Source organism: Mesorhizobium sp. LNJC394B00, from assembly GCF_000502555.1.
Classification (GTDB): Bacteria; Pseudomonadota; Alphaproteobacteria; order Rhizobiales; family Rhizobiaceae; genus Mesorhizobium.
Genome location: NZ_AYWH01000002.1, coordinates 1,355,632 through 1,380,084, shown reverse-complemented (window position 1 = coordinate 1,380,084; position 24,453 = coordinate 1,355,632). Strand labels below are relative to the sequence as shown.

Below are 24,453 nucleotides of genomic sequence, written 5' to 3'. Positions count from 1 at the left end.
AGGCCCGGCGCGAGGGGTGTGCCGAAGCGCTTGCATCGAGGATTGGCCTTAGCCGTATCCATGTTCGTTTCGACTTGCTCCCCCGCCGCCGCCGATCCCCTGCCCGCCGGCTTCGTCCGCCTGGCCGATGTCGATCCCTCGATCCGCCAGGACATCCGCTATGCCGGCCTGGAAAATTTCCTGCATCGCAAGGCCGATGGCTACGACGCCCCAGTCTGCATCCTCACGAAGCAAGCTGCGCAAGCGCTGTCCGGCGTGCAGAAAGCGCTCGCCGCCGACGGCCTGACGCTGGTCGTCTTCGACTGCTACCGCCCGGCCTGCGCCGTTGCCGACATGGGCAAATGGACCAGAGAGGGCGGCCCGCCCGATCCGCAATGGTACCCTCTGGTGCCGCGCGGCGACCTCATCGCCAAGGGCTATATCGGCGAATTGTCCACCCATTCGCGCGGCTCGACCGTCGATGTCGCCATCGCCCGCAGCGACGGCAAGAACAAGTCATCCGCCGCTTGCGGCGCGGCCGGCGCCGGCACGCTCGATTTCGGCACCAGCTTCGACTGTTTCGACCCGGCGAGCGAAACCGCCCATCGCCCATTGGCGGCAGAAGCAGCGGCAAACCGCAAAAAGCTGCTCGACGCCATGCGCGCCGGCGGCTTCAAGAATTATGCGCGCGAGTGGTGGCACTACACGCTTCGGGATGAGCCGTTTCCAAAACTGCGCTTCGATTTTCCCATCACTGCGGGCTGAAGTGCCCGGTGCTACAGCGAGCCTTCCCTCGCTCGGCCTTGCTTCTGCGGTGTCAGCTCCTAGATAGCGTCAAACCGGCCGGATTCGGGTTAGACCAATATGAGGAAAATATTTCCTTCCGAAACCCAATATCGGCGAAAATTTCCTTCGGGGGGACAAAAAATGCAACGTTGAATGCATCTAATTTCTATCAATTCGATAGAGTTCAGCCGTCATCAACGGAGGCGGAAATGACCAAACCTCATTTCAAGAAACTGCTCGGCGCACTGGTCGCCACATCGATCCAGTTCGGCACGCTCGGTTTCGCGTTTGCCGATACGACCATTCTGAACGTGTCCTACGACCCGACACGCGAACTCTACAAGGCCTATGACGAAGCCTTCGTCGCACACTGGAAGGCCGAGACCGGCGAGACGGTCACCATCCAGCAATCGCATGGCGGCTCCGGCGCCCAGGCCCGCGCCGTGATCGACGGCCTCGATGCCGATGTGGTCACGCTGGCGCTCGAAGGCGACATCAACGCCATCGTCACCAAGTCGAAGAAGATCAACCCGGACTGGCGCAAGAAGTTCGAGAACAATTCGGCGCCGTACACCTCGACCATCATCTTCCTGGTCCGCAAGGGCAACCCGAAGGGCATCCACGACTGGAGCGATCTGGTCAAGGACGGCGTCCAGGTGATCACGCCGAACCCCAAGACCTCCGGCGGTGCCCGCTGGAACTACCTTGCCGCCTGGGCCTATGCCAACGCCAATGATGGCGGCGACGAAGCCAAGAACAAGGAATTCGTCGGCAAGCTCTACGCCAATGCTCCGGTGCTCGACACCGGTGCGCGCGGCTCGACGGTCACCTTCGCGCAAAAGGGCATCGGCGACGTGCTGATCGGCTGGGAAAACGACGCCTATCTGGCGCTCAATGAATTCGGAGCCGACAATTTCGAGATCGTCTATCCCCCGACCTCGATCCTGGCCGAGCCGCCGGTGGCGATCGTCGACGCCAATGTCGATGCCAAGGGCACCCGCAAGGTCGCCGAAGCCTATCTCGGCTGGCTCTATTCCAAGGAAGCCCAGACGATCATCGCCAAGAACCACTATCGTCCGGCCAAGCCCGAGCTGGTGGATGCGGCTGACATTCCGAAGACGCCCGAAATCAAGCTGATCTCCATCGACGATCCGCTTTTTGGCGGCTGGAAGAAGGCACAGCCTTATCATTTCGGCGATGGTGGTATATTCGACCAGATCTACAAGCCGGCCCAGTAGGATTTAGATCAGGACGACATGACCATAGCACCCGCCAAGGCGGGGTGGCGATTCAGACAGCCGAGTGTCATTCCGGGTTTCGGATTGACGCTCGGCTTCTCGCTTGCCTACCTCACGCTCATCATCCTCATCCCCCTGTCGGGCCTGATCTGGCGCTCGGCAGCCCTCGGCTGGACCGATTTCTGGGCGATCGCCACCGACCGCCGGACCATCAACGCACTCGAAATCAGCTTCGGCACAGCCTTCATCGCAGCCGCCGTCAACGTCGTCTTCGGCACGCTCGTCGCCTGGGTGCTGGTGCGCTACCGCTTCCCCGGCCGCCGCGTCGTCGACGCCATGGTCGACCTGCCCTTCGCGCTGCCGACCGCGGTCGCGGGCATTGCGCTGACCACTCTTTATGCGCCCAATGGCTGGATCGGCCATCTCCTGGCGCCGCTCGGCATCAAGGTCGCCTACACGCCGCTCGGCATCGTCGTGGCGCTTGTCTTCATCGGCCTGCCGTTTGTCGTGCGCACGGTGCAGCCGATCATGGAAGAGATCGACAAGGAAGTGGAGGAAGCCGCCGCGACGCTCGGCGCCAACCGCTTCCAGATCATCACCCGCATCCTGTTTCCCGGCCTGGCGCCGGCCATCATCACCGGCTTCTCACTCGCCTTCGCGCGCGGCGTCGGCGAATACGGCTCGGTCATCTTCATCGCCGGCAACCTTCCCTACAAGTCGGAGATCGCACCGCTTCTGATCGTCATCCGGCTCGAGGAGTACAATTATCCGGCGGCCACCGCGATCGCGGCGATCATGCTTTTGCTGTCGTTCGTGATGCTGCTGGTCATCAACCTGGCGCAGTCATGGAGTCGCAAGCGCTATGGCTGACCCCGAGATCAAATCCTACGAACCGCATCACGAGAGCCGGTCGGCGGCGGTGACCGAAAGCCGGCCGGTGCGGCTGCTGCTGATGGCGGTGGCCTTCGCCTTCCTCGCCATCTTCCTGCTGCTGCCGCTGATCATCGTCTTCCACGAGGCGCTGGCGAAAGGCATTGGCGCCTACACGGAATCGCTCTCCAATCCCGATACGCGCTCGGCGATCCGGCTGACGCTGCTGGTGGCGGTGATCGCCGTTCCGCTCAACGTCGTCTTCGGCATTTCGGCTGCCTGGGCGATCGCCAAGTTCGAGTTCAAGGGCAAGGCTTTTCTAACCACGCTGATCGACCTGCCCTTCTCGGTCTCGCCGGTCATTTCCGGCCTGGTCTATGTGCTTTTGTTTGGCGCTCAGGGACTGTTCGGTGAATGGCTGAAGGCGCACGGCATCCAGATCTTGTTCGCCGTGCCCGGCATCGTGCTCGCGACCATCTTCGTCACCTTCCCCTTCGTTGCCCGCGAACTGATCCCGCTGATGCAGGAACAGGGCAACGGCGACGAGGAAGCCGCGCTCTCTCTGGGCGCCAATGGCTGGCAGACCTTCTGGTACGTGACGCTGCCCAACGTCAAATGGGGATTGCTCTACGGCGTGCTTCTGTGCAACGCCCGCTCGATGGGCGAATTCGGCGCGGTCTCGGTCGTGTCGGGCCACATACGCGGGCTGACCAACACCATGCCGTTGCATGTCGAAATCCTCTACAACGAGTACAACGCCGTCGGCGCTTTTGCCGTCGCTTCGCTGCTTGCCGGCCTGGCGCTGGTCACGCTGGTCTTGAAAACACTTCTCGAGATGCGCTACGGCGCCGAGATCGCCGCGACGCGCGGGCACTGACTAAATGCATGTCGCCCAAGACTGGGAACCGGTTTTGGGACAACGACATGCACCAAATTACTGAGGGATCTACATGGAAGTTCGCGTTGCCAACGTACGCAAGGAGTTTGACCGGTTTCCGGCCCTCCATGACGTATCGCTTGACATCAAGTCGGGTGAGCTGATCGCGCTGCTTGGGCCATCCGGCTCCGGCAAGACGACGCTGCTGAGGCTTATCGCCGGCCTGGAGCGGCCGACGCGCGGAAAGATCTTCTTCGGCGACGAGGACGCCTCGCACCGCTCGATCCAGGAGCGCAATGTCGGCTTCGTCTTCCAGCACTATGCGCTCTTCCGGCACATGACGGTCGCCGACAATATCGGCTTCGGCCTCAAGGTGCGGCATGGACCGTCGCGACCACCGGCGGCCGAAATCCGCCGACGCGCCTCCGAACTGCTCGATCTCGTTCAGCTTTCCGGCCTGGAAAAGCGCTATCCGGCGCAACTTTCGGGTGGCCAGCGCCAGCGCGTGGCGCTCGCCCGGGCCATGGCCATCGAGCCCAAGGTGCTGTTGCTCGACGAGCCGTTCGGCGCGCTCGATGCGCAGGTGCGCCGGGAACTGCGCCGCTGGCTGCGCGAGATCCATGACCGTACCGGCCACACCACCGTCTTCGTCACCCACGACCAGGAAGAGGCGCTCGAGCTTGCCGACCGCGTCGTGGTGATGAGCCAGGGCCGCATCGAGCAGGTCGGCTCCGCCGACGAGATCTACGACACGCCGAACTCGCCCTTCGTCTACTCCTTCATCGGCGAATCGAGCATGCTGCCGGTCAAGGTTGAGAATGGCGAGATCTGGCTCGCCGACCGTCCGATCGGCGTGTCGGCGCCGCACGCACCCGAGGGCGATGCGACGCTGTACTTCCGCCCGCACGATATCGAACTGCTCGACGGCTGCAGCGGCTGCATCGCCGGCACGGTCGCCGCCAGCCGCCGCGTCGCCGGCACAAGACGCGTCGAACTGGAAATCGGCGGCGAGCGCCAGCGCGTCGAGATCGAACTGCCTGTGGACCATCCTGCGGCGCAGAAGAGCCGGGTGGCGTTCAGGCCGAGGCGCTGGAAGCTTTTCCCGGCGGCATAGACATCGATCCGGCGCTACTCCAGCCAGTTCTCGACCGTCAGGCCCTTGATCCGACGGAACTCGGTGTTGGCCGTCACCAGTGTCGTCCCCAACACACAGGCATGGGCAGCAATGAAAAGATCATTGTGGCCGATTGGCTGGCCTCTGGCCTCCAGCTCGGCACGAAGTGCTCCGTATTCGTTATCCATCGGCACATCGAGCGGCAACACAGGAACCTCGGCGAGCAATTCCTCCACCTTGGCGAGCAGCTTGGCCGATCTCTTGCGGGCGCAGCCATAACGCAGCTCCGAGGCGACAACGATGCTGGTGCACAGGGCACCGTCTCCCGCGCGAACCGCCGCACTGGCAGCCTTGCCGGCAGGGTTTCGGATCATGTCGCTGAGAATGTTGGTGTCCAGCATGAACCGAATCAAAAGATATCCTCAGGCCCCACGGGCGCATCATGGATCTCGGGAAAGTCGTCTTCAGGACCAAGCGGCGGCTCTTTCGCCCATTGGGTGAGCAAGGCGGTGAGGCCTGGTTGACGGACCGGCTCGATGATCAGCCGGTCGCCATCGCGGCTGATCAGGACCTTCTCGCCAGGCAGCTCGAATTCGACAGGGATGCGAACCGCCTGACTGCGGTTGTTGCGAAACAACTTCGCCTCCCTGGACGGTGGTATTGAGTGACGGTGCTGCGGCATGGCAGCCTCCCCTGTCTGTTCCACTTGTATATGCCATTTGTATATGCCACTCGGCCTCGAATTGCAAACCACAGAAAACCCCAACGCATCGGCATTTCGGCTGGAATGAAATTTCGCCGATAACCTGCTTCAGCGATTTCTTTTTCGCTGCAACGCCATACGTCTGCCCCGTGTGCCTCGCAGTACACCCTCCGGCCCAGCTATGTTCTGGCAACGCATTGCACATCGGAGCCTGTTTTCATAAAGCGATTTTTCCTCAGCGTCGCCACTGTCGCCGGCCTGATCCTCGCCTGTTCGCAGGCCTGGTCGGCCGACAAATTGCTCAACGCTTCCTATGATGTCGGCCGCGAATTGTTCGCCCAGGTGAACAAGGCTTTCGTCGCCGGCCATCCGGGCTTCACCGTCGACCAGTCGCACGCCGGCACCTCAGCGCAAGCGCGCGCCATTGCCGAAGGCCTCGGCGCAGATGTCGTCACCTTCAACCAGGTCACCGACATCGACTTTCTGGTCAAGAAAGGCCTCGTCTCCGCCGACTGGCAGAAGGATTTCCCCGACAACGCCTCGCCCTTCTATTCGCTCCCATCCTTTCTCGTCCGCGCGGGCAACCCCAAGCACATCAAGGACTGGAACGACCTCGTGCGCGACGACGTGCAGGTGATCTTCCCCAACCCCAAGACGTCGGGCAATGCGCGCTACACCTATCTGGCCGCAACCGCCTACGCCAAGGAAGCCTTCAAGGGCGACGACGCCAAGGTGAAGGAGTTCGTCACCAAGCTGTTCAACAACGTGCCGATCTTCGACACCGGCGGGCGCGCCGCCACCACCACCTTCGTGCAGCGCGAGATCGGCGACGTGCTGATCACCTTCGAGTCGGAAACGCGCGGCATCCGCAAGGAGTATGGCAACGACAAGTTCGAACAGGTCACGCCAACGGTCAGCCTGCTCGCCGAATTCCCGGTGGCGATCGTCGACAAGGTCGCCGACGAGCACGGCAGCCGTGACCTCGCCAAGACCTATCTCGACTTCCTCTACACGCCCGAGGGCCAGACCATCGCGGCTGAAAATGGCCTGCGCGCCCGCAACGCTGAAGTCGCGGCAAAATACAAGGCCGACTTCCCCGATGTCCGCCTGCTGACGGTGGAAGACGTCTTTGGCGGCTGGGACAAGGTACAGAAGGAGCACTTCGCCGCCGGCGGTCTGCTCGACCAGACCTATGGCAGCCGCTGATATCAGCAGCGTTCGACCTCACCTCACAAGAAAGCCGGCGCTTTGCCGGCTTTTTTGATTTCGCGCGCCGACAAACGGCTTTCAGGCGGAATCTGTCGCGATCGGCGAAAACGTTACAAAGAATCAACGCCTTTGTGCCTAACATCTCAACCGGGCGGCTTGTTCTACGCGAAACCGGGTTGTTCAGGCGAAACGTCATGATTTGCACACAAACAACCGCCAGATGCGGGTGGTTGGGGTTTTCATGAACTGAAGCGGGCATGCTTACCAAAAAAGGCAAATACGGCCTCAAGGCCCTCGTGCATCTTTCCGGCCTGCCGGTCGGCCAGCTTGCATTCGTCAACGACATCGCGATCGCCAACAACATCCCGAAGAAATTTCTGGATGCCATTCTGGGCGAGCTGCGCAATGCCGGTTTCGTCCTCAGTCGCAAGGGCAAGGAAGGCGGTTATCGCCTCGCCCGGCCGGCTTCCGAAATCAAGATCGGCCACGTCGTGCGCGTGCTGGACGGCCCGCTCGCTCCCATACCCTGCGCCAGCCGCACGCAATACCAGCGCTGCGAGGATTGCGACGAGGCGACCTGCCAGGTCCGGCACATGATGCTGGAAGTGCGCCAGGCGATCGCCGAAGTGCTGGACAATCGCAGCCTCGCCGCCATGCGCGACGCCGACAATGATGATTTTCCGGTCGAGCTGACATCGCAGATCTAAATTAGAGCATGGTCCCGAAAAGTGGGAACCGGTTTTCGGACAAGATCATGCTCAAATGAGAGTCCTCAGACCAGGCCGAGCTTGCCGGCCAGGCCGACGCGCTGGATCTTGCCTGTGGGACCCTTGGGTATCTCCTGAAGAAACAAGATGTGGCGCGGCACCTTGAACTCGACAATGCGGCTGCGCGCGAAATCGCGTATCTCATCGGCGTCGGCGATGGCGCCCTCGGCCAGCACGATAGCCGCACCCACCTCCTCGCCGAGCATGGCATGCGGCACGGCGAAGGTCACCGCCTGCGCCACCAGCGGATGATCGAGCAGCACATTGTCGACCTCGAGCGGCGAGATCTTTTCGCCGCCGCGGTTGATGATCTCCTTCAGCCGCCCGGTGATCTTCAGATCGCCATCCTCGTCGATGAGACCCTGGTCGCCGGTGCGGAACCAGCCATCGCTGAAGGCAGCTTCATTGGCCACCGGATTGTCGAGATAGCCATCATGGATGTTGGCGCCGCGCACCGCGATCTCGCCCTTTTCACCCGCCGGCAGGATCGTCCCCTTGTCGTCCAGGATCGTCACCTGCGGACCCGCAGGCAGGCCGACCGAGCCTGGCTTGCGGCGTGCCGGCGGCAGGCCGTTGGATGTCATCTGGTGCGCCGCCTCGGTCATGCCATAGGCCTCGACCACCGGACAGCCGAAGACGCGCTCGAGGTCGCGGAACACGGTGTCGGGAAGCGCTGCCGAAGACGAGCGGATGAAGCGCAGCCGCGCAGCCGCGATGGTTTCGCCATTGCGGGCGGCGCGCGCCAGGATCGCCTGATGCATGGTCGGCACCGCGCTGTACCAGCTCGGCCGGAAATCGCCCAGCCAGCCGTAGAATTTGAGCGGGTTGAAGCCCGGCGTGCAGACAACAGCGCCGCCGACTGCCAGCTGTGCGCTGAGCGCCGCCATCAGCCCGTGAATGTGGAACAGCGGCATCACGTTGAGACACATATCGTTTGCCGACAGCGCCAGGGTGCTGGCGATGTTGGCCATCGATGCCTGCAGATTGCGCTGCCGCAAGCCGACGATCTTCGGCCGCGCCGTGGTTCCCGATGTGTGCAGGACAAGCGCGAAATCGTCGGGCCCGTTGAGCTGCACCTTGTCGCGGCGTGCCTCGCCGGCAGCCGCAAGTTCGGCGTCGCCCAAGAGGAGAAACTCGCCGGCCTTGGCGCCGTCAGTCACGACGACGTCGAGCACCGCAATGCCGAGCCCCTTTGCGGTGTTGCGCGCGGCATCGCCCATGCCTTGTCCGCACAGCAGCAGCTTCACATCGAGATCGCCGAGATAGAAGCGGAATTCGTCTTCGCCGTAAGCCGGATTGAGCGGCGCAGCCGTCGCCAACGCCGAGACCGCCAGGAAACAGGCCGCCATTTCCGGGCCGTTGGGCAAGACGATGCCGACGGCCGTGCCGCGGGCAACGCCACGCCTGGCGAGATCGCCGCAGAGCTTGTCGACAAGATTGGCGAGGCCGGCAAAGCTCAGGGATGGCCGGTCCGGCGCCATCAGCGCCACAGCAGCCGGCTGCCAGGGCTCCAGTTGAGGAAGTGCTACCGATAGGGCCTGTTTCAAGTTCGAACCCTGAATGGCGTTCACCATGGCCTTGCCGGCGCCGATTGCGCGCCCGTGGCAGACGCAGTAAAGCGATTTCCGGACGCACGCAAGAACAGGTGGACACCGATCGGATGAGGCTGCCGTGGCTGGGAAAATCCCGGAAAGCCGACCGGACACCATCGTCCGCCGTCATTTATCATACGGAAATCATCGCCGACATCCTGGTGCCCCAACGCGCCGAGAATGTTCGCTTCTTCAGCCGCAAGCTGGTCCGCGCCGGCAAGTTGCGCACCTTCAACAACAGGGATTTCCGCGAGCTGCTGCTGGCCGCCTTCTATCTCGGGGTCGCGGCATTGCTGCCGGTCAATTGGTGGGCCGCGATCTGCAGCCGCGTATCGGGACTGCGCCTCAAGCGCCACATCCGCAAGGATTTCGTGCGCTACGCCGCCGCGACGCGCGCCGTGCTCGGCAATGGCATCGATGCGCAAAGGCAGTTCAGGGCCTTGCTCTGCGCCAACCACCGTCGGCGTCTGCTGCTTGCCGCGCATCTCATCGGCCGCCGGTGGTCGCCTGATATCCGGCTGGAAGGCCTGGAAGGTCTGGAAGCGGCGCTGAAGCGCGGCCACGGCGCTATCATCTGGTGCGATCAGTTCACGGCCCAGACCATAATCGGCAAACGCGCTCTCCATGAAGCCGGAATCGAGACACACCAGCTCAGTGTCAGGGCTCACGGCATATCCGATTCGACCTTCGGCTTGCGCTTCCTGAACCCGCCGATGGTTCGGGTCGAGAACCGTTTCCTGAAAAGCCGGATCGTGTTCGACCGCAGCGACGCCTACCAGGTCACCGGCCGGATCCAGAAGATCCTTGGCAGCAACGGCGTGGTGTTGGTGACCAACACGGTGCATGCCGGCTCGACATTCACCGAAGTCGGCCTTGGCGAGAGCGGCTGGACCCACCTCGCCTCGGCGCCGACGAATTTCGCTGCCAGAGGCAAGGCGGCGCTGTTTTCCATGTCGACCTTCGAGACCGATCCGTTCCGCCAATACCGCGCCGTCCTAAGTCCCGAACTGGTGCCGGCCCCGGCAGAGGCCGGCGAGCCCGCGACCAGAGCCGGCGGCGCCAAGAACACGGCGCTTCAGGCCGAGTACATATTGCTCAAGCGCGACCGCTTGCTGGAGGCGTTGAAACTCTATCCCGAGCAAATGATGGTCTGGTCAGGCCATGACCGGTTCACCGAACGGCCGGAAACCGCCTTGCCCGACGAGGGTGGTTCATGATTTTGCGCCGGCCAGCAGGCTGGCAACGGCGGTGACGATCTCAGCCACTGGAAGTGTGGCGTCGGCCGTCAGCGCCCGCTCGTCGGCGCCAGGCGGTTCAAGGATGGCGAACTGGCTTTCGACCAGGCTTGCCGGCATGAAATGCCCCTTGCGGCTGGCGACACGCTGCTTGGCGGTAGCGGGATCGATCTCCAGATAGATGAAAACGATATCCCGGCGGAAGCCGCGCAGACGATCGCGGTAGCTGCGCTTCAGCGCCGAGCAGGCGGCAACCACGCTTTGGCCGCTGCCGGTCAGGTCGGCGATCCGCTCGCCGATGGCATCGAGCCAGCCCTCACGCAGTTGATCTGTGAGCGGCTCACCGCTCGCCATGCGGGCGACGTTTTCGGGCGGGTGCAGCCTGTCGCCCTCGACAAAGACGGCCCCTTCCTCTGCTGCCAATGCTTTGCCGACAGCCGACTTTCCGCAGCCGGCGACGCCCATCACCACAATGGCCCGAGGCACTGAGCCGGTAGCGCCCATTGGCGCCTGTGCCGTCTCTTCGTCCACGGTCAGCGGCTTGCCGGCGCGCGGCCGTAGAGCAGGAGCATGGCGACGATGACCAGGCCATAGACGATCTGCCGCCCCGCCTCCGGCATCTGCATGACCGAGAGTATGGACTGCAGGAGGGTGATCAGAATGACACCGGCGACGGTGCCGAGATAGGAGCCGCGGCCACCCAGGATGGAGGTGCCGCCCAGAACCACGGCGGCGATCGACGGCAGGAGATAGGCATCGCCCATCGATTGCGCCGCCTTGGAGGCATAGCCGGCGAGAAGCACCCCGCCAAAGGCGGACAGCCCGCCTGAGATAGCGAAGGCGATCATCACCACGCGCCTTGTATCGATGCCGGAGAGATAGGCGGCACGCTCGCGGTTGCCGATGCCGTAGACGGTGCGGCCGAAGCTGGTGCGGGACAGCACGAACACCATCGCAGCGCCAATCAGCGCCCAGATGATGACGGCGTTAGGCACGCCAGGAATGGTAAAACCTGTCGCAAGATAGCGCATGGCGCCGGTGGCCGAATCCTGTGGCGAGTAGCCGCCGGTATAAACGACCATGAGCCCTTGCGCGACAGCGTTGGTGGCGAGCGTGATGATCATCGAGGGTATGCGCAGATAGGCGACGCCAAAGCCGTTGACGATGCCGATCAGCACCCCGCAAAAGATGCCGAACGGGATGGCCAGCGCCACACCGATCGGGCCATAGGCGGCAGCCGCACACGCCATCATCGCGCCCGCCGCCACCGCCCACGGCACCGACAGGTCGATTTGGCCTAGCAGGATGACCAGCATCATGCCTGTGGCGATGACGCCGAGGAACGAGGCCACCTTGAGCTGCTGCAAGAGATATTCAGGCGACAGAAAGCTCCTGGAATAGAGGCTGCCTAGGAACAGCAACAGCACGATGCAGGCGAAGGCCGTCAGCACCGCCGGATCGGCGCGGCGGATGAATTTCGGCACGCGGCCGGCGATACCGCCCAATGTCGTTTCGCTCACAGGAACCACTCCAGCCGGTTGCGGACCCGAAACAGCGCAAACGCGCCAAGGCTGACCGCGACCAGCAGGATCACGCCCTGGAACAGCGGCTGCCATAGCGGGTCGAAATCGAACACGAACAACAGGTCGCCGATGGTGCGGAAGGCCAGCGCGCCGAAGATGGCGCCGATGGCGCTGCCTTTCCCGCCGAACAGCGAGACGCCGCCCAGCACCACCGCGGCGATCGAAAACAGCGTATAGGCGTTGCCGCTGGCATAGGCTGCATCGCCGGTATAGGTGAAGAAGGTCAGGAACAGTCCGCCGATCGCGGCCAACAGGCCTGCGAGCGCGTAGGCAGCGAACTTGCCGCGCCTTATCGGCACACCGGACATGTAGGCCGCCGTCTCCGAGGATCCGGCCGCATAGGCCGCGCGCCCGAGCACCGAGCGGCTGAACGGTACCCAGACCACGAGCACGACGGCGAGCAGCACGACCAGGCTCGCCGGCACCACGCCCAACAGGCGTCCGGTCAGCGCGTCGGCGAGACCTTCGTTGACCGAACCGCCGGGAAACGGCCTCAGCAGCAGCGCGATGCCGAAATAGACCGCACCCGTGGCGATCGTGGCGACGATCGGCTGCAGGCGGCCGTAGATGACGATGGCGCCGTTGATCGCTCCGCAAAGGAGCCCGGTGCCGAGCACGGCGATGACGCCGAAAGCGGTCTCGAGGCCGGTGCCGATGACCAGCCAGGAGGCGAGGCAATTGGTCAGCGTGAAGATCATGCCGACGGAGAGGTCGATGCCGGCGGTGATCACGACCAGTGTCTGCGCCATGGCGACGAAGGCGAGCAGCACGCCCTTGTTGGACGCCGTCTGCACGACATTGGCGGTGAAGCCCGCCGGATGGTTCGAGGTGTAGATGACGAACATGACAATGAATATGCCGAGTGCCATCAGTGTTCCGCGCTGCTCGGCCAGCCAGTAGCGCCACTCTTTCACGCGTCCGCTCCCTGTCTTGCGCCGGCATCGTCTCTCGCGCCGTCATCGCCGTGGATGTTGAGCGCGCTTGCAATGAGCGCCCGCTCGGTGATCTCGGCCCCGACCAGCTCGCGCTTGACCGCGCCGTCATAGAGCACCAGCACGCGGTCGCAGCAGCCGATCAGTTCGTCATAGTCGGTCGAATAGAACAGGATCGCCGCCCCCGCATCCGCCAGCTTGCGCATCAGTTGATAGAGTTCCTGCTTGGTGCCGACGTCGATGCCGCGCGTCGGATCGTTGAGCAGGATGATACGCGGCTGGCGCATCAGCCATTTGGCGATGACCACCTTCTGCTGGTTGCCCCCCGACAGCGCACCGACCGGAATGTCGAGGCCGCCCGTCTTGATCGCCAGCAGCCCGACCATGTCGTCGATCAGCCGCTGTTCGGCGGCGCGGTCGATGATGCCGGCCTTGGACAGCCGGTCTAGGGCGGCAAAGGAGAGGTTCTCGCGCACCGTCATCGGCAGCATCAGGCCTTCGGTCTTGCGGTCCTCCGGGATCAGCGCCATGCCGATGCGGTCGTCGCGCGCCGCTTGGGGGCTGGCGATCGAAACAGGCTTGCCGTCGATAAGGATCTGGCCGCCGAGGCCGCGCAGCACACCGAAAAAGGCAAGCAGCAATTCGCGCTGGCCCTGGCCGTCCAGGCCGCCAAGGCCGACGACCTCGCCTGCCCCGACCGTCAGCGAGACATTGTCCAGCCGGTCCGTCCAGGACAGCTTGCGCGCCTCCAGCACAGGAACGGCGGCGGCTGCGGTGCGCGCGGGTTTGGGCGGGAAAATATGGCTGTATTCGCGCCCGATCATCAGTTCGACGACTTCGTTGTCGCTCTTTGTGCCTGCCTTGTAGCTGGCGACATTGCGGCCGTTGCGAAACACCGTGCAGTGGTCGGCAAGCTCGGCGATCTCGTTCATGCGGTGCGAAATGTAAAGCAGCGCCAACCCTTCCGAGCGCAACCGCTTGAGCACGCTGAATATCCTGGCGACGTCCGTCGCGGTCAGCGCCGAGGTCGCCTCGTCGAGGATCAGGATGCGCGGCTTCCTGGCCAATGCCTTGGCAATCTCGACCATCTGTCTTCTTGAAAGCGGAAGATCCTTGACCAGCGCCAATGGATGGATATCGGCCGCACCTGCGCGTGCCAGCGCATCCTCGGCAATGCGGCGCTGCGCCTTGCGGTCGATCATGCCGAAACGCTTCGGCGGATCGGAGATGACGATGTTGTCGGCAACGCTGAGTTCGGGAACCAGCGACAGCTCCTGGAAGATGCAGACGATGCCGGACTTGTTTGCAGCAGCAGGCGAAGCGAACGTCACCTCGCCGCCGTTCAGCATCATGCGGCCTTCGTCGGGCGCGACGACGCCCGCCATGACCTTGATCAGCGTCGATTTGCCGGCGCCGTTTTCGCCGAGAATGGCGTGGATGCTACCGGACGCGACCGAAAGCTCGGCCTTTTCCAGCGCCCGCACACCACCATAGCGCTTGGATATGCCTTCCATCCGGAAGAGCGGAACCGCACCGTCCATCGGCCCTCCCGAGGCAGTTTGACTTCAAGGGATATCGAGTGGCCGGCGCCGCGGAGATCCCGCGGCGCCGGATATGCCGCCTATTGGTCAGCCCTATTGGTCAGCTTTGGTCTGGCCCATGATTTCCTGCGCGGTGAAATTGATGCCGCAGGTCGGGAAGGAATTGCCGACGAAGAAATTGTCGGACTGGTCGGGGAAGAAATCCTGACCGGCCTTGAAGTTCGGATCCTCGACGATCGCCAGCGGCAGTTTCACCGCCTGCGGCACGACGTTGCCTTCGAGCGCGGCAATCGCCGTCTTGATGGCGACCGCGACCTGCGCCGGACCGGTGCCGGCCGATGAGCATTTCAGCCCGTCACCGGCATGTGCCGCGCAGAACTTGCGGAAACCGTTCTCGGTCTCCCCGCCGAACGGCACGAAAGCATGCTTGGCATCGATCATCGCCTGCACGATGCCGGTGTCGCCGCCTTGCCCGGTGATGCCGTCGAACGGGCCGTTGGTGGCAATGGCGTCGGCCGTGGCTTTCTGCGCCACGCCGTCGTCCCATTTGCCGACCACCTCGGTGACGTCCCATTTCTTGCCGGAGGCATCGAGCGCTTCATGGATGCCGTTGTGACGGTCGGTGTCCACGGAAGTTCCGGCAACGCCGCGCACTTCGAGCACCTTGCCGCCATTCGGCACATGGCCGACCAGCCATTTGCCCCACAATTCGCCAAGGCCCTTCTGGTCGACATTGACGTTGATGGCGTCCTTGGTGTCGAGAATATTGTCGAAGGCGACGAGGATGACGCCAGCTTCCCTGGCGCGCTTGATGACCGGCCCGAAAGCGGTCGGGTTCTGGGCGTTGACGACGATCGCGTCATAGCCGGAATCGATGAAGTTGTTGATCGCCGAAATCTGAGCCGGCACGTCCTCGCCGGTCGAGACGACCTTGAATTCCTTCAGTTTCGCGGCGACCTCCGGCTGGGCCGCATAGGCCTTGGCGGTCTGCACCATCTGGATGCGCCAGGTGTTGGCGATATAGCCATTGGCGAGCGCGATGCGGTATGGGCCGTCTTTCTTGGGGAACTTGAAGAACTGCGTATCGGCCGCCCAGGGCGCAAAGCAATCCGGCTCAGCCGACGGTCCCTTGACAACTTCCGGGTCGGCCATGGCCGACGAACTCAGCATGACGAATGCAGTGGCGGCAACGATGCCACCAACAAGTGACTTGATCATCGATATTCCTCCCAGTTGTAGTTTTGTTTGCTGCTGCTTGTTTATTTGATGCTGTTTGTCGTGGTGTGTTTTCCACGCCTGCCGAAGGCCCTCCAGCCTGGCCGGCGCCACGTCTCAAGGGCCCGAAGCCGGCCCGATCCCCTCCCCCTCGCCGCTTCACAGGCGAGAAACGAAACTAGCATATTATACATAATAAACAAGCATGAGCTGTTGCTTATGTATAATAAACAGGGGCGGCCTTTCATCAAAACGTCTGCCCGACGAAAATGGTAGCGCTACCATGACGTTGTGTAAAGCACCATTTGCTGAGGCAGCCAAAGCGTGTTCAGCGTGCGGTGCTCTCGCGGGGCTTGAGTTCGAAACCGAGATCGACGACCCGCTGCTCAGGCCTTCGTCCTGCGATCGCCGCCAGCGCCATGGCGACAGACCGACGGCCGATTTCATAGCGAGGGGTGCGGATACTGGTGAGCGGCGGGAACGCCGCCTGCATCATTTCGAGGTCGTTGAAGCCGACAATGCCGATTGTTTTCGGCACGTTGAGCGCGGCGCTATGGCATTCGAACAAAACGCCGAGCGCGATGTCGTCATTGTTGCAGAAAACGCCGTCGAGCGCCGGCATCTTGGCCAGCGCATCGCGAAGCAGCTCGCGGCCGAGCGTCACGCTGGACAGTAGCGGAGTGGTGGTGACGAGCCGCGGGTCGAACAGGCCGGCCTTCTCCATTGCCGCGCGATAGCCGGCAAGCCGCCGCTGCGAGCGCGGGTCCATGCGTGCGCCGATGAAGCCGATCCGCCGGCAGCCCGCCTCGATCAGATGCTCGGTCGCGGTGCGGCCGCCGTCGAAATGCGAGAAGCCGACCAGCATGTCGACCGGATCGGGCCCGGTCTCCATCACCTGCACCACCGGGCAGCCCGCGCTCTCCAGCAGCTTTCGCGAGGTCGGCGTCTGGTCGATGCCGGCCACGATCAGCGCCGCCGGGCGCTGCGGTGCGAACACCTGCAGCAGGCGCTCCTCCTCGAGGCCGGAATAATGGGTGTTGCCGAGCTGGACGCGGAACGGGCCGTCCGACAGGCTGTCATAGATGCCGCGCACCACTTCTGCGAAGACGTTGTTGGTCAGCGACGGCACCAGCACGCCGAACACATCGGCGCGCGCCGAGGCCAGTGCCCGTGCATTGGGATCCGGGACATAACCAAGTTCGTCGACAGCGGCCTGGATCTGGCGCCGCAGATCCTGGCTGACGCGTTCCGGTTCGCGCAGCGCCCGCGACACGGTAATGGCGCCGACGCCGGCCTTGCGCGCCACATCTGATAGGGTCGGGCGGCCGCCCCCACGACGCGAGCGCGGCTTGGTCATGGACATCCTCCACGTGCCAGGCCCCGGCCGCTGCGCCCTTGCGAAACCATGTTCAGCTTTTCCACTGCCACCATGCCAACCGGCTGCTGCCGCACCCACTCGCCTGCTGGCGTCGCGCAGCCAATCGCCCTTGTCAAGCAACAGGGCAATCCTGCCTTCCTAAGCCATCAGGGCAGCACTGCGTTTTGCTTTCCACAGCAGCAGCCCGATGGCCACTATGTTCAGCAAGTTCCACGCGATCCCGTTGAGGAACGCGGCGGCGTAAGAGCCGGTCAGGTCGTAGATCCAGCCCGACATCCAGCCACCGATCGCCATGCCGAAGATGGTCGCCATCATGACGATGCCGATACGCTGGCCGGCCTCCCTGGCGGGCAGGTATTCGCGCACGATGATGGCATAGCAAGGCACGATGCCGCCTTGCGACAGGCCGAACACCAGCGACACGACATAGAGCGAGGCAAGCCCATCGAACGGGATGTAAAACAAAAGCGACAGGCATTGCAGCACGGAACCGATAAGCAGGGTTTTCACGCCGCCGATGCGGTCGGCGACAAAGCCGGAGGCGAGCCGGCTGACGACACCCGCCGCCATCATGATCGACAGCATGTCGGCGCCATGCGCAATGCCGTAGCCAAGATCCATGCAATAGGCGACGATGTGCACCTGCGGCATCGACATCGCCACGCAGCAGCCGAGACCGGCAACGATCAGCAGCACCTGTAACGCCGCCGGCGACAGCGAAATCGACTGCACTGGCCGGCTTCCGGGCGAACCGGCGGCAGCCGCCGCCGGAGCAGCGCGCCGCAACAACAGCACCAGTGGCACCATGGTGACCAGGCAGAAGACACCGATGCCGGCATAGGTGAAGCGCCAGCCTTCCGCCTTGATCAGTGTCGGCATGATGGTTGGCCAGAGCGCTCCGGCGAGATAGTTGCCAGCCGCCGCAGCTGTGACGGCGACGCCGCGCCGACGGTTGAACCAGTGCGAGATGTCGGCGATCAGCGGCCCGAAGATCACCGATGTGCCGACACCAATCAGCACGCCCTGGGCAAGGGTGAATTGCAGGATAGAGGTCGACAGCGCGGCGAGCAGCAGGCCGGCGGCGAGAGCCACCGAGGATAGCAGTGCCGGGATCCAATACCCCATGCGATCGACCGCGCGGCCAACCAGCACATTGCCGGCGGCGAAGCCGACCATGGTTGCGGTGTAGGGCATCGATGCCGCGGCGCGGTCAACGCCGAACTCGGCCTGCACGGCCGGCAGCACGACGACGACGGCCCACATGCCGACCGCACCGATCGTCGCCAGCAGCATGGAGATGGCAAGCCGCATCCAGGCGTAGCTGCTGTCGATGCCGGGGCTATCCGCCTGATTGGCGACGATCGGGGTCAAGGCGTTTCCTGTTTACGGTCCTGGGAAGTCGACCGTTGTGTCGCCACTATCGGCGCATTCACCGCGATGGGCAGCGCCACAGGGCCATGATCCGTGGCTCCAGCGGCCCGGCGACTTTCTCGGGAACCGGCGGCGGCCTGCTCGAGTTTTTGCGACAGGAAGGAGTTTGTCATGACCGCGAAAAAGAAATGGTCGGCCGAGGTGACCGAGCACAGCGATGCGATGGACCTCGAGGACCACATCTTCGAAGCCGACGACGCCAGGAAGATCGCGGCCTCGCTCAAGCGCTCGGCCGAGCACAGCGACCGCCGCAAGGCCGAGCCGTTTCAGTCGGCCATGTCGATGCTGAATTTCTACATCAACCGCGCCGGCAAGAACCTGCCGCAGGCGCGCCGGAAAGTGCTCGAGGACGCCAAGGACGAACTGCGCGCGGCCTTCGGAAGGCCGCAGCAGGATTAATGCATGTCGCTCAAAAGTGGCGCCGGTTTTGAGACAACGACATGCAAAGACCTAAGCGCGTCGACTTAGTCCGTTCAAACGGGACGCGCTTTAGCGCTCCCGATTGGCTCTACCAAATTCACCTCAACTGGACCTAGTGACAGGTCCTCTTTCCCCTCAGTTTGCCGGCCTCGGCTTTGTGTTTCCCCGAGCCCTTTGAAGTAGCGGCATGACGGTCAAGATCGGCATCAATCCCATCACCTGGAGCAATGACGATGTTCCCGCACTCGGCGGCGATACGCCGCTCGCGACATGCCTGTCGGAAACCAGGCAGGCCGGCTATCGCGGCACCGAACTCGGCGGCAAATTCCCCAGGCGAAGCGACGAGCTTGGACCGATCCTGTCTTCTTACGGACTGGAACTCGTCTCCGGCTGGTATGACGGCCGCATTCTGGACCGCACGGTCGACGAGGAATTCGCCGCCCTCACCTCGCATCTGACCCTGCTGCGCGACCTCGGCGCCAAGGTCGTCGTCTATGCCGACACCTCGCGCGGCCGTCATGACGGCATTTTCGCGCCGATCTCACAGCGTCCGCGCCTCGCTGACGGCGAATGGACCGCCTATGGCGAGAAGCTGACCGAACTCGCCGACCGCATGGCTGCCTTCGGCGTCGGCATGGCTTTCCATCACCATATGGGCACGATCGTCGAGAGCGATGACGAGGTCGACAGGCTGATGGCCGCAACCGGCAAGAGCGTCGGCCTGCTGTTCGATACCGGCCATTGTCTGTTCTCAGGCGGCGACCCGGCCTCCCTCCTGAACCGGCATCTCGACCGCATCGTGCATTTCCATTGCAAGGACGTCCGCGCGGCCGTGCTGGAGAAGGCACGGCGCGAGGACATGAGTTTCATGGCGGCAGTGATGGAAGGAATCTTCACCGTGCCCGGCGATGGCTCCGTCGATTTCCTGTCGCTGCTGCAGCCTCTGGCCAGCCATGGCTTCGAAGGCTGGATCGTCGTCGAGGCCGAGCAGGATCCGGCCAAGGCACACCCCTTGACCTATGCCACGAAAGGTTACGCTTCGCTTCTCAAAACGGCCTGCGCGGCCGGGTTCGACGTGGCAATACGAGACATGGCCTAACCACCGCCGGGGGGCTGGTGGTTGGGCCGGTTGGGCGCGCGCCTCGGTAGGGGTAGCGACGCGAAAGCGCCCGGCGATCCGCGCCGCCGCCCTCCCTTGGCGGCGCGGATCGCACAGTTCTTGGCATCGAAATTTTTGCCCCCGAGTTGCCGGCCCGGCGTTTCCAGCTTGAGGCTGGGGACGAGGCATGCCTTGATGCAGATGGAGGAGCGACATGGCATTCGAGGCGGCACTCGGCATGGAACGGCTTTGCACCATCCGTGAGATCGCCGAGAAGGCGGAACTCGGCGCGGCAACCGTTCACCGCGCGCTGAAGAACAGCCGCGAGGTCCGTCCCGAAACCAGACGGCTGGTGCTGGAGACTGTCTGCCTGCTTAACGAAGAGAAGATCGCCCGCGCCGCCAGGTTGGTCGGAGACTAGCTTGGCCGACCATATGCGCCTTTCCCTCGACATCATGTCGGTCGACCGCGGCTCGGACGAACCGATGCACCGGCAGATCTACGGCGCCTTGCGGCGCTTCATCCTCGACGGCCAGATCCAGCAGAACACGCTGCTTCCTTCGACACGCTCGCTGGCCGAGGATCTCAAGGTCGGCCGCAACACGGTGATCGCCGCCTACGACCAGCTGCTCGCCGAAGGGTTTATAGAGGCGCGCGCCGGGTCCGGCACCTGGGTGGCGCCGATCCAGCAGAAACGCCCGCCGGCCGCGCTGCGCGCCGGCCTCGCCGCCCCGCAAAAACTCTCGCGGCGCGGTCAGACCATCGTCAACGGCCCGCAGCCGCCACGCAATGCCGGCGTCATCAACTTCCATCCGGGCGTGCCGGAATCGGCATCCTTTCCCTTCACCATCTGGTCGAGCCTTCTGGTGCGCAATGCGCGCAGCCGCGATGAGAATTTGCTCGGCTATATCTCCTTTGCCGGCCATCCCGGCCTGCGCCAGGCCATCGCCTCGACCATAAGCCTGTCGCGCGGCATCAATTGCACCGCCGACCAGGTCATCATCGTCACCGGCGCGCAGGCAGCACTCGACCTCGCTTCGCGCGTGCTGATGGACGAAGGCGACCATGTCTGGATGGAGGAGCCCGGCTATCTCGGCGCCAAGAGCGCCTTTCTCGCCAGCGGCGCGCAGCTTGCGCCCTTGAAGGTCGATCGCCTTGGATGGCATCTCGCAGACCCAGAGCTGCCGCCGCCGCGCCTGATCTATGTGACGCCATCCTGCCAGTGGCCGTTCGGCACCATCATGCGCATCGAGGAACGGCTGCAGCTGCTCGACATCGCCGAGCGCCACGGCGCCTGGATCGTCGAGGATGATTATGACGGCGAGTACCGGTACCGTGGCCGGCCGGTACCGGCGCTGCGCGGCCTCGATCACGCCGACCGGGTCGTCTATATCGGCTCCTTCGGCAAGACGCTGATCCCGGCGCTCCGCATCGGCTATCTCATCGTGCCGCGCGAACTGTCGGTCCCCTTCGACCGCGCCGTCTCGATCACCGGCCAGTTCGCGCCGCTGATCCTGCAGGCGACGGTCAACGACTTCATCACGCAAGGCTATTTCGCCACGCATCTGAAGCGTATGCGCCGGCTCTATGCGCGCCGGCAGGCCAATTTCGTAAAACTGTGCCAGGAGCATCTGGCCGAATGGCTGACTGTGACCGAGAACGATTCCGGCATGCAGCTGCTGGCCAGTTTTATCCGACCCTACAAGGACAGCGACGTCGTCGCCGCTGCCGTCAAGGAGGGCCTCGACGTGCAGGGCATCTCGATCAACTACCATTCGAGCGAGCCGGAACACGGCCTGCTGCTCGGCTATGCCGCGATGGACGAACGCCAGATCCTGCGCGCAGTGCTGGCGCTGCGCGCCGCCTTTATGCGACTGGACCGGCAATAAGCCGGTCCAACGCGGCTCTTCAATTCACGCTGTCGAATTTCTGCAGGTCCACCGGTGCTGCCTTGCGCACCTCGACATCGTCCAGCGAGGCATTCTCCAGCGCCACACGGGCCGCCGCATCGATGTTATGGATCATGTCGTCGATGTCGGCGTCGCCATGCGCCGGATTCATCGCGATCATCACCGTGCGGTTGAGGATGTCGAGAGAACCCTTGCCGAGGTCGTCGGCATAGGTCAGCCGCAGGCCCTTGTTTTCCGGCAGCGTGTACGGATTGAGCGCCGGATGATGCGCGCCCTCATGCATCAGCACCTGGTCCCACTGGGTGAAATTGTGGCGGCCGGTCTTGCCGGCAATGACGCTCGGAATGGTCTTCGAAAAAGTCTGCGCCGCCTGTTCGCTGGGCAGCAGATACATTACCTGTGCCGCGCAATCGTCGTCGGGGCTGTTCATCGGCGACGGCGTCAGGCCGAGATTGCCGAGATGGCGCGTGCCGGCCAGCACCTTCTTCTTCTCCGCCCGCATCGCCTCGATGATGCCGTCCAGACGGTCGAGCTGGACATTGAGCATTGCACCCATCAGTTCCGAGGCGCGCGCCCCGATGCCGGCGAACGGCTTGATGCTGTCGCTGCGGCCCTGCCAGTAGAAGTGGCAGGGGTCGATGGCGCAGCGCGCGCGCTCGGCCACTTTCGGATCGCTGGTGGCGATGCCGCCGCCCTCGCCCGACGTGATGTTCTTGAAGTAGTTGAAGGAGTAGGCGCCGGCATGGCCGATGGAGCCGAGCTTCTTGCCCTCATAGCCGCCGCCAATGCCCTGGCAGACATCTTCCAGCACGAGCAGACCGCGTTTTTTAGCGATATCCATGATCGCGTTCATGTTGCAGGCCGCACCCCACATATGCACCGGGATGACCGCCTTGGTGCGCGGGCCGATGGCGTCGCGCAGAGCGGCCGGGTCAATGGTCAGGCTCTCGTCGATGTCGACAATGACCGGAATGGCGCCGACCGACAGCACTGCCGTTGCGGTCGCCATATAGGTGTGCGCCGGCACCAGCACCTCATCGCCCGGGCCGATGCCGAGGCCGATCAGGCCGGCGGCGAGCCCATAGGTGCCGCTGGCGGCCAGCGCAAAATGCTCGACGCCGAGATGCCTGGCATAGCGGGCCTCGAAGCGGTTGCACTCGCTGTTCTCGCCATAGCGAAACAGCGCACCCGAGCGGATCACCCTGGCAATGGCTTCGATCTCTTCTTCGCCGGCAGTGTACATGGCAAGTCTCCACATCGCTGATGGTATGAAAGCAGTACGCCTGCGGCCGCTGTTTGAAAGAACCACTCCGCTGCGATCTGACCAAGCCATCCCGGTTGCTTGATGGCCGGGTTTGACGCCGAATGTGGGCATATCGAATGAAATCGACATTCCAGAATGCAGGCCCGCGGAAAAATCGTACCCATCCGAATTCGTCGAAGTGGCCCTGTCGGAAAGCCGGCATTGGGCGTTCCATCGCGTCCAGTTGGGCAAACGGTCGGTTCCATGCAGCACGGGACACACTTTGGAAGACCCTCGAAACCGGCGTGCCGGCAAGATGGTGGCCGGCAAGATGGTGGCCGGCAAGACGGTGGCCGTCCATGACGCGACAGCTCGTCCTGCATGAAGACGATGTCGGCATGTGCCATGGCGCCAACAGCGCCTTCCTCGAACTGACCGCACACGGCGCCTGCAGCTCCGGCGCCGTGATGGTGCCGTGCCCATGGTTCCCTGAGATGGCCGAAGCGGCAGCCGCCGATCCCCGGCTCGATCTCGGCGTCCACCTGACGCTGAACAGCGAAAAGCAGCACTACAAATGGCGGCCGCTGACGTCGCCGTCGCGCGCGGCCGGCCTGACGGACGAGTTCGGCTATTTCTGGCCCGATGTAGCGACCACCCGCCGCAAGGCAGCACCGCAAGCGGTGGAAACCGAGCTTCGCGCGCAGATCGACACCGCCTACCGCGCCGGCATCGACGTCACTCATCTTGACGCCCATATGGGGGCAGCGCTGTCGCCGGAGTTTTGCGACGTCTACATCAAGCTCGGCCTGGAATATCGGCTGCCGGTGCTGTTGACCAAAACGCTGTCGGCCTATTCGCCCAACGACAATCTGGTCGGCGTCACCGAAGCGGCGTTCCAGCGCGGCGTCACTGGAGCCCGCGCCAAAGGCTTTGTCATCTTCGACGCCGCCATTCAGACGACCTGGGGCCGTCCACGCTCCAAGCCGATAGAGCCAGCCTACAAGGCATTGGTCGAAGGGGTCCGTGAAGGCCTGACCTTCTTTTGCCTGCACTTCAACGCGCCGGGCGAGCTCGAACTGATCGAGCCGCGCTCCGCCTATATCCGCACCGAGGAATATGAACTCTTCCGCGACCAGGCTTTTCGCGACTGGCTCGGCGCGCAGGACATCGACATCATCGGCATGAAGCCGTTGCGCGAGGAACTGCGTGCACGGCTCGGGGCATCGACACCGGCAAAGGCCCGCAAAGCGGCCACCCGGTCAGCGCCGTAAGCCGATCCGTCGGCCAACAGCGCAAAGAGGGATTTGGAACTGCAACGACAATGGGAGAAT

At 63.5% G+C, this 24,453-nt stretch carries 24 protein-coding genes; 13 read left to right on the top strand and 11 right to left on the bottom strand.

The genetic code is table 11. The features are described 5' to 3' along the window. Positions 1 to 60: 60 nt before the first annotated feature. From X751_RS153035 to X751_RS153055, 5 genes are all read left to right on the top strand, one after another. Positions 61 to 744, top strand: a complete 684-nt coding sequence (locus tag X751_RS153035) for a M15 family metallopeptidase (protein ID WP_023744564.1) — start codon at positions 61 to 63, stop codon at positions 742 to 744. A gap of 230 nt (positions 745 to 974) precedes the next feature. Continuing rightward, the gene (locus X751_RS153040) at positions 975 to 2,003 is read left to right on the top strand and encodes a sulfate ABC transporter substrate-binding protein (protein WP_023673082.1); all 1,029 of its coding nucleotides are present in this window, start codon (positions 975 to 977) and stop codon (positions 2,001 to 2,003) included. 18 nt (positions 2,004 to 2,021) lie between these two features. Then, positions 2,022 to 2,873 carry a sulfate ABC transporter permease subunit CysT gene (cysT, locus tag X751_RS153045; protein WP_023687973.1) on the top strand — a complete coding sequence of 284 codons (852 nt, stop codon included), beginning with the start codon at positions 2,022 to 2,024 and terminating at the stop codon, positions 2,871 to 2,873. Further along, entirely contained in the window at positions 2,866 to 3,750 is an 885-nt protein-coding gene (gene cysW / locus X751_RS153050; protein WP_023690809.1) for a sulfate ABC transporter permease subunit CysW, read from the top strand. The genes cysT and cysW overlap by 8 nt, the downstream gene beginning before the upstream one ends. A 73-nt stretch (positions 3,751 to 3,823) precedes the next feature. Further along, positions 3,824 to 4,864, top strand: coding sequence for a sulfate/molybdate ABC transporter ATP-binding protein (locus X751_RS153055; protein ID WP_023673079.1), 1,041 nt, complete (start codon positions 3,824 to 3,826; stop codon positions 4,862 to 4,864). A 14-nt stretch (positions 4,865 to 4,878) separates the two neighbouring features. Here X751_RS153055 and X751_RS153060 read toward each other — a convergent pair whose 3' ends face one another. Both X751_RS153060 and X751_RS1000000165560 read right to left on the bottom strand, forming a co-directional pair. Then, entirely contained in the window at positions 4,879 to 5,277 is a 399-nt protein-coding gene (locus X751_RS153060; protein WP_198022438.1) for a type II toxin-antitoxin system VapC family toxin, read from the bottom strand. Then, entirely contained in the window at positions 5,274 to 5,546 is a 273-nt protein-coding gene (locus X751_RS1000000165560; RefSeq protein ID WP_023690806.1) for an AbrB/MazE/SpoVT family DNA-binding domain-containing protein, read from the bottom strand. The genes X751_RS153060 and X751_RS1000000165560 overlap by 4 nt, the downstream gene beginning before the upstream one ends. 240 nt (positions 5,547 to 5,786) lie before the next feature. On the opposite strand from X751_RS1000000165560, the gene X751_RS153065 reads away from it, so the two are divergent. Both X751_RS153065 and X751_RS153070 read left to right on the top strand, forming a co-directional pair. Next, positions 5,787 to 6,773 (top strand): sulfate ABC transporter substrate-binding protein, encoded by a 987-nt coding sequence (locus tag X751_RS153065; protein WP_023744562.1) that lies wholly within the window; start codon positions 5,787 to 5,789, stop codon positions 6,771 to 6,773. A gap of 260 nt (positions 6,774 to 7,033) precedes the next feature. Next, on the top strand, positions 7,034 to 7,483 hold the full coding sequence (locus X751_RS153070) for an Rrf2 family transcriptional regulator (RefSeq protein ID WP_023673075.1): 450 nt from the start codon (positions 7,034 to 7,036) through the stop codon (positions 7,481 to 7,483). A gap of 65 nt (positions 7,484 to 7,548) precedes the next feature. On the opposite strand, the gene X751_RS153075 is transcribed toward X751_RS153070, so the two are convergent. After that, entirely contained in the window at positions 7,549 to 9,117 is a 1,569-nt protein-coding gene (locus X751_RS153075) for an acyl--CoA ligase (protein ID WP_081839900.1), read from the bottom strand. Positions 9,118 to 9,203: 86 nt separating this feature from the next. Between X751_RS153075 and X751_RS153080 the strand changes: the two genes are divergently transcribed. Beyond that, complete coding sequence (locus X751_RS153080; protein WP_023744560.1) at positions 9,204 to 10,352, top strand: hypothetical protein; 1,149 nt, start codon at positions 9,204 to 9,206, stop codon at positions 10,350 to 10,352. Here the strand turns inward: X751_RS153080 and X751_RS153085 are convergent. The 7 genes from X751_RS153085 to X751_RS153115 form a co-directional block, all read right to left on the bottom strand. Continuing rightward, positions 10,347 to 10,901 (bottom strand): gluconokinase, encoded by a 555-nt coding sequence (locus X751_RS153085; RefSeq protein WP_023733120.1) that lies wholly within the window; start codon positions 10,899 to 10,901, stop codon positions 10,347 to 10,349. The two genes, X751_RS153080 and X751_RS153085, sit on opposite strands and share 6 nt — an antisense overlap. A gap of 2 nt (positions 10,902 to 10,903) precedes the next feature. Then, positions 10,904 to 11,890: an ABC transporter permease gene (locus X751_RS153090; RefSeq protein ID WP_023696194.1), complete on the bottom strand. Its 987-nt coding sequence runs from the start codon at positions 11,888 to 11,890 to the stop codon at positions 10,904 to 10,906. Continuing rightward, a complete protein-coding gene (locus X751_RS153095; protein ID WP_023690800.1) occupies positions 11,887 to 12,867 on the bottom strand; it encodes an ABC transporter permease in 981 nt (326 codons plus the stop codon). The genes X751_RS153090 and X751_RS153095 overlap by 4 nt, the downstream gene beginning before the upstream one ends. Continuing rightward, complete coding sequence (locus X751_RS153100; RefSeq protein ID WP_023744559.1) at positions 12,864 to 14,426, bottom strand: sugar ABC transporter ATP-binding protein; 1,563 nt, start codon at positions 14,424 to 14,426, stop codon at positions 12,864 to 12,866. Before X751_RS153100 ends, X751_RS153095 begins: the two co-directional genes overlap by 4 nt. A 93-nt stretch (positions 14,427 to 14,519) precedes the next feature. After that, positions 14,520 to 15,644, bottom strand: coding sequence for a sugar ABC transporter substrate-binding protein (locus X751_RS153105; protein WP_023673068.1), 1,125 nt, complete (start codon positions 15,642 to 15,644; stop codon positions 14,520 to 14,522). 325 nt (positions 15,645 to 15,969) lie between these two features. Next, positions 15,970 to 16,998, bottom strand: a complete 1,029-nt coding sequence (locus tag X751_RS153110; RefSeq protein ID WP_023712085.1) for a LacI family DNA-binding transcriptional regulator — start codon at positions 16,996 to 16,998, stop codon at positions 15,970 to 15,972. 159 nt (positions 16,999 to 17,157) lie between these two features. Further along, positions 17,158 to 18,330, bottom strand: a complete 1,173-nt coding sequence (locus X751_RS153115) for an MFS transporter (RefSeq protein ID WP_050587434.1) — start codon at positions 18,328 to 18,330, stop codon at positions 17,158 to 17,160. A 231-nt stretch (positions 18,331 to 18,561) separates the two neighbouring features. Between X751_RS153115 and X751_RS153120 the strand changes: the two genes are divergently transcribed. The 4 genes from X751_RS153120 to X751_RS153135 all read left to right on the top strand — a co-directional run bounded on the left by X751_RS153120 (position 18,562) and on the right by X751_RS153135 (position 21,858). Then, a complete protein-coding gene (locus X751_RS153120; protein ID WP_023673065.1) occupies positions 18,562 to 18,849 on the top strand; it encodes a DUF3175 domain-containing protein in 288 nt (95 codons plus the stop codon). A gap of 208 nt (positions 18,850 to 19,057) precedes the next feature. After that, the gene (gene iolE, locus X751_RS153125; protein WP_023673064.1) at positions 19,058 to 19,969 is read left to right on the top strand and encodes a myo-inosose-2 dehydratase; all 912 of its coding nucleotides are present in this window, start codon (positions 19,058 to 19,060) and stop codon (positions 19,967 to 19,969) included. A gap of 214 nt (positions 19,970 to 20,183) precedes the next feature. Next, positions 20,184 to 20,390, top strand: a complete 207-nt coding sequence (locus X751_RS153130; protein ID WP_023673063.1) for a LacI family DNA-binding transcriptional regulator — start codon at positions 20,184 to 20,186, stop codon at positions 20,388 to 20,390. Position 20,391: 1 nt separating this feature from the next. After that, on the top strand, positions 20,392 to 21,858 hold the full coding sequence (locus X751_RS153135) for a PLP-dependent aminotransferase family protein (protein ID WP_023673062.1): 1,467 nt from the start codon (positions 20,392 to 20,394) through the stop codon (positions 21,856 to 21,858). A gap of 19 nt (positions 21,859 to 21,877) precedes the next feature. Here the strand turns inward: X751_RS153135 and X751_RS153140 are convergent, their stop codons facing one another. After that, entirely contained in the window at positions 21,878 to 23,122 is a 1,245-nt protein-coding gene (locus tag X751_RS153140; protein ID WP_023673061.1) for an aminotransferase class I/II-fold pyridoxal phosphate-dependent enzyme, read from the bottom strand. Between the two features lie 359 nt (positions 23,123 to 23,481). On the opposite strand from X751_RS153140, the gene X751_RS153145 reads away from it, so the two are divergent. After that, positions 23,482 to 24,393: a polysaccharide deacetylase family protein gene (locus X751_RS153145; protein WP_023673060.1), complete on the top strand. Its 912-nt coding sequence runs from the start codon at positions 23,482 to 23,484 to the stop codon at positions 24,391 to 24,393. The last annotated feature ends 60 nt before the right edge of the window (positions 24,394 to 24,453 follow it).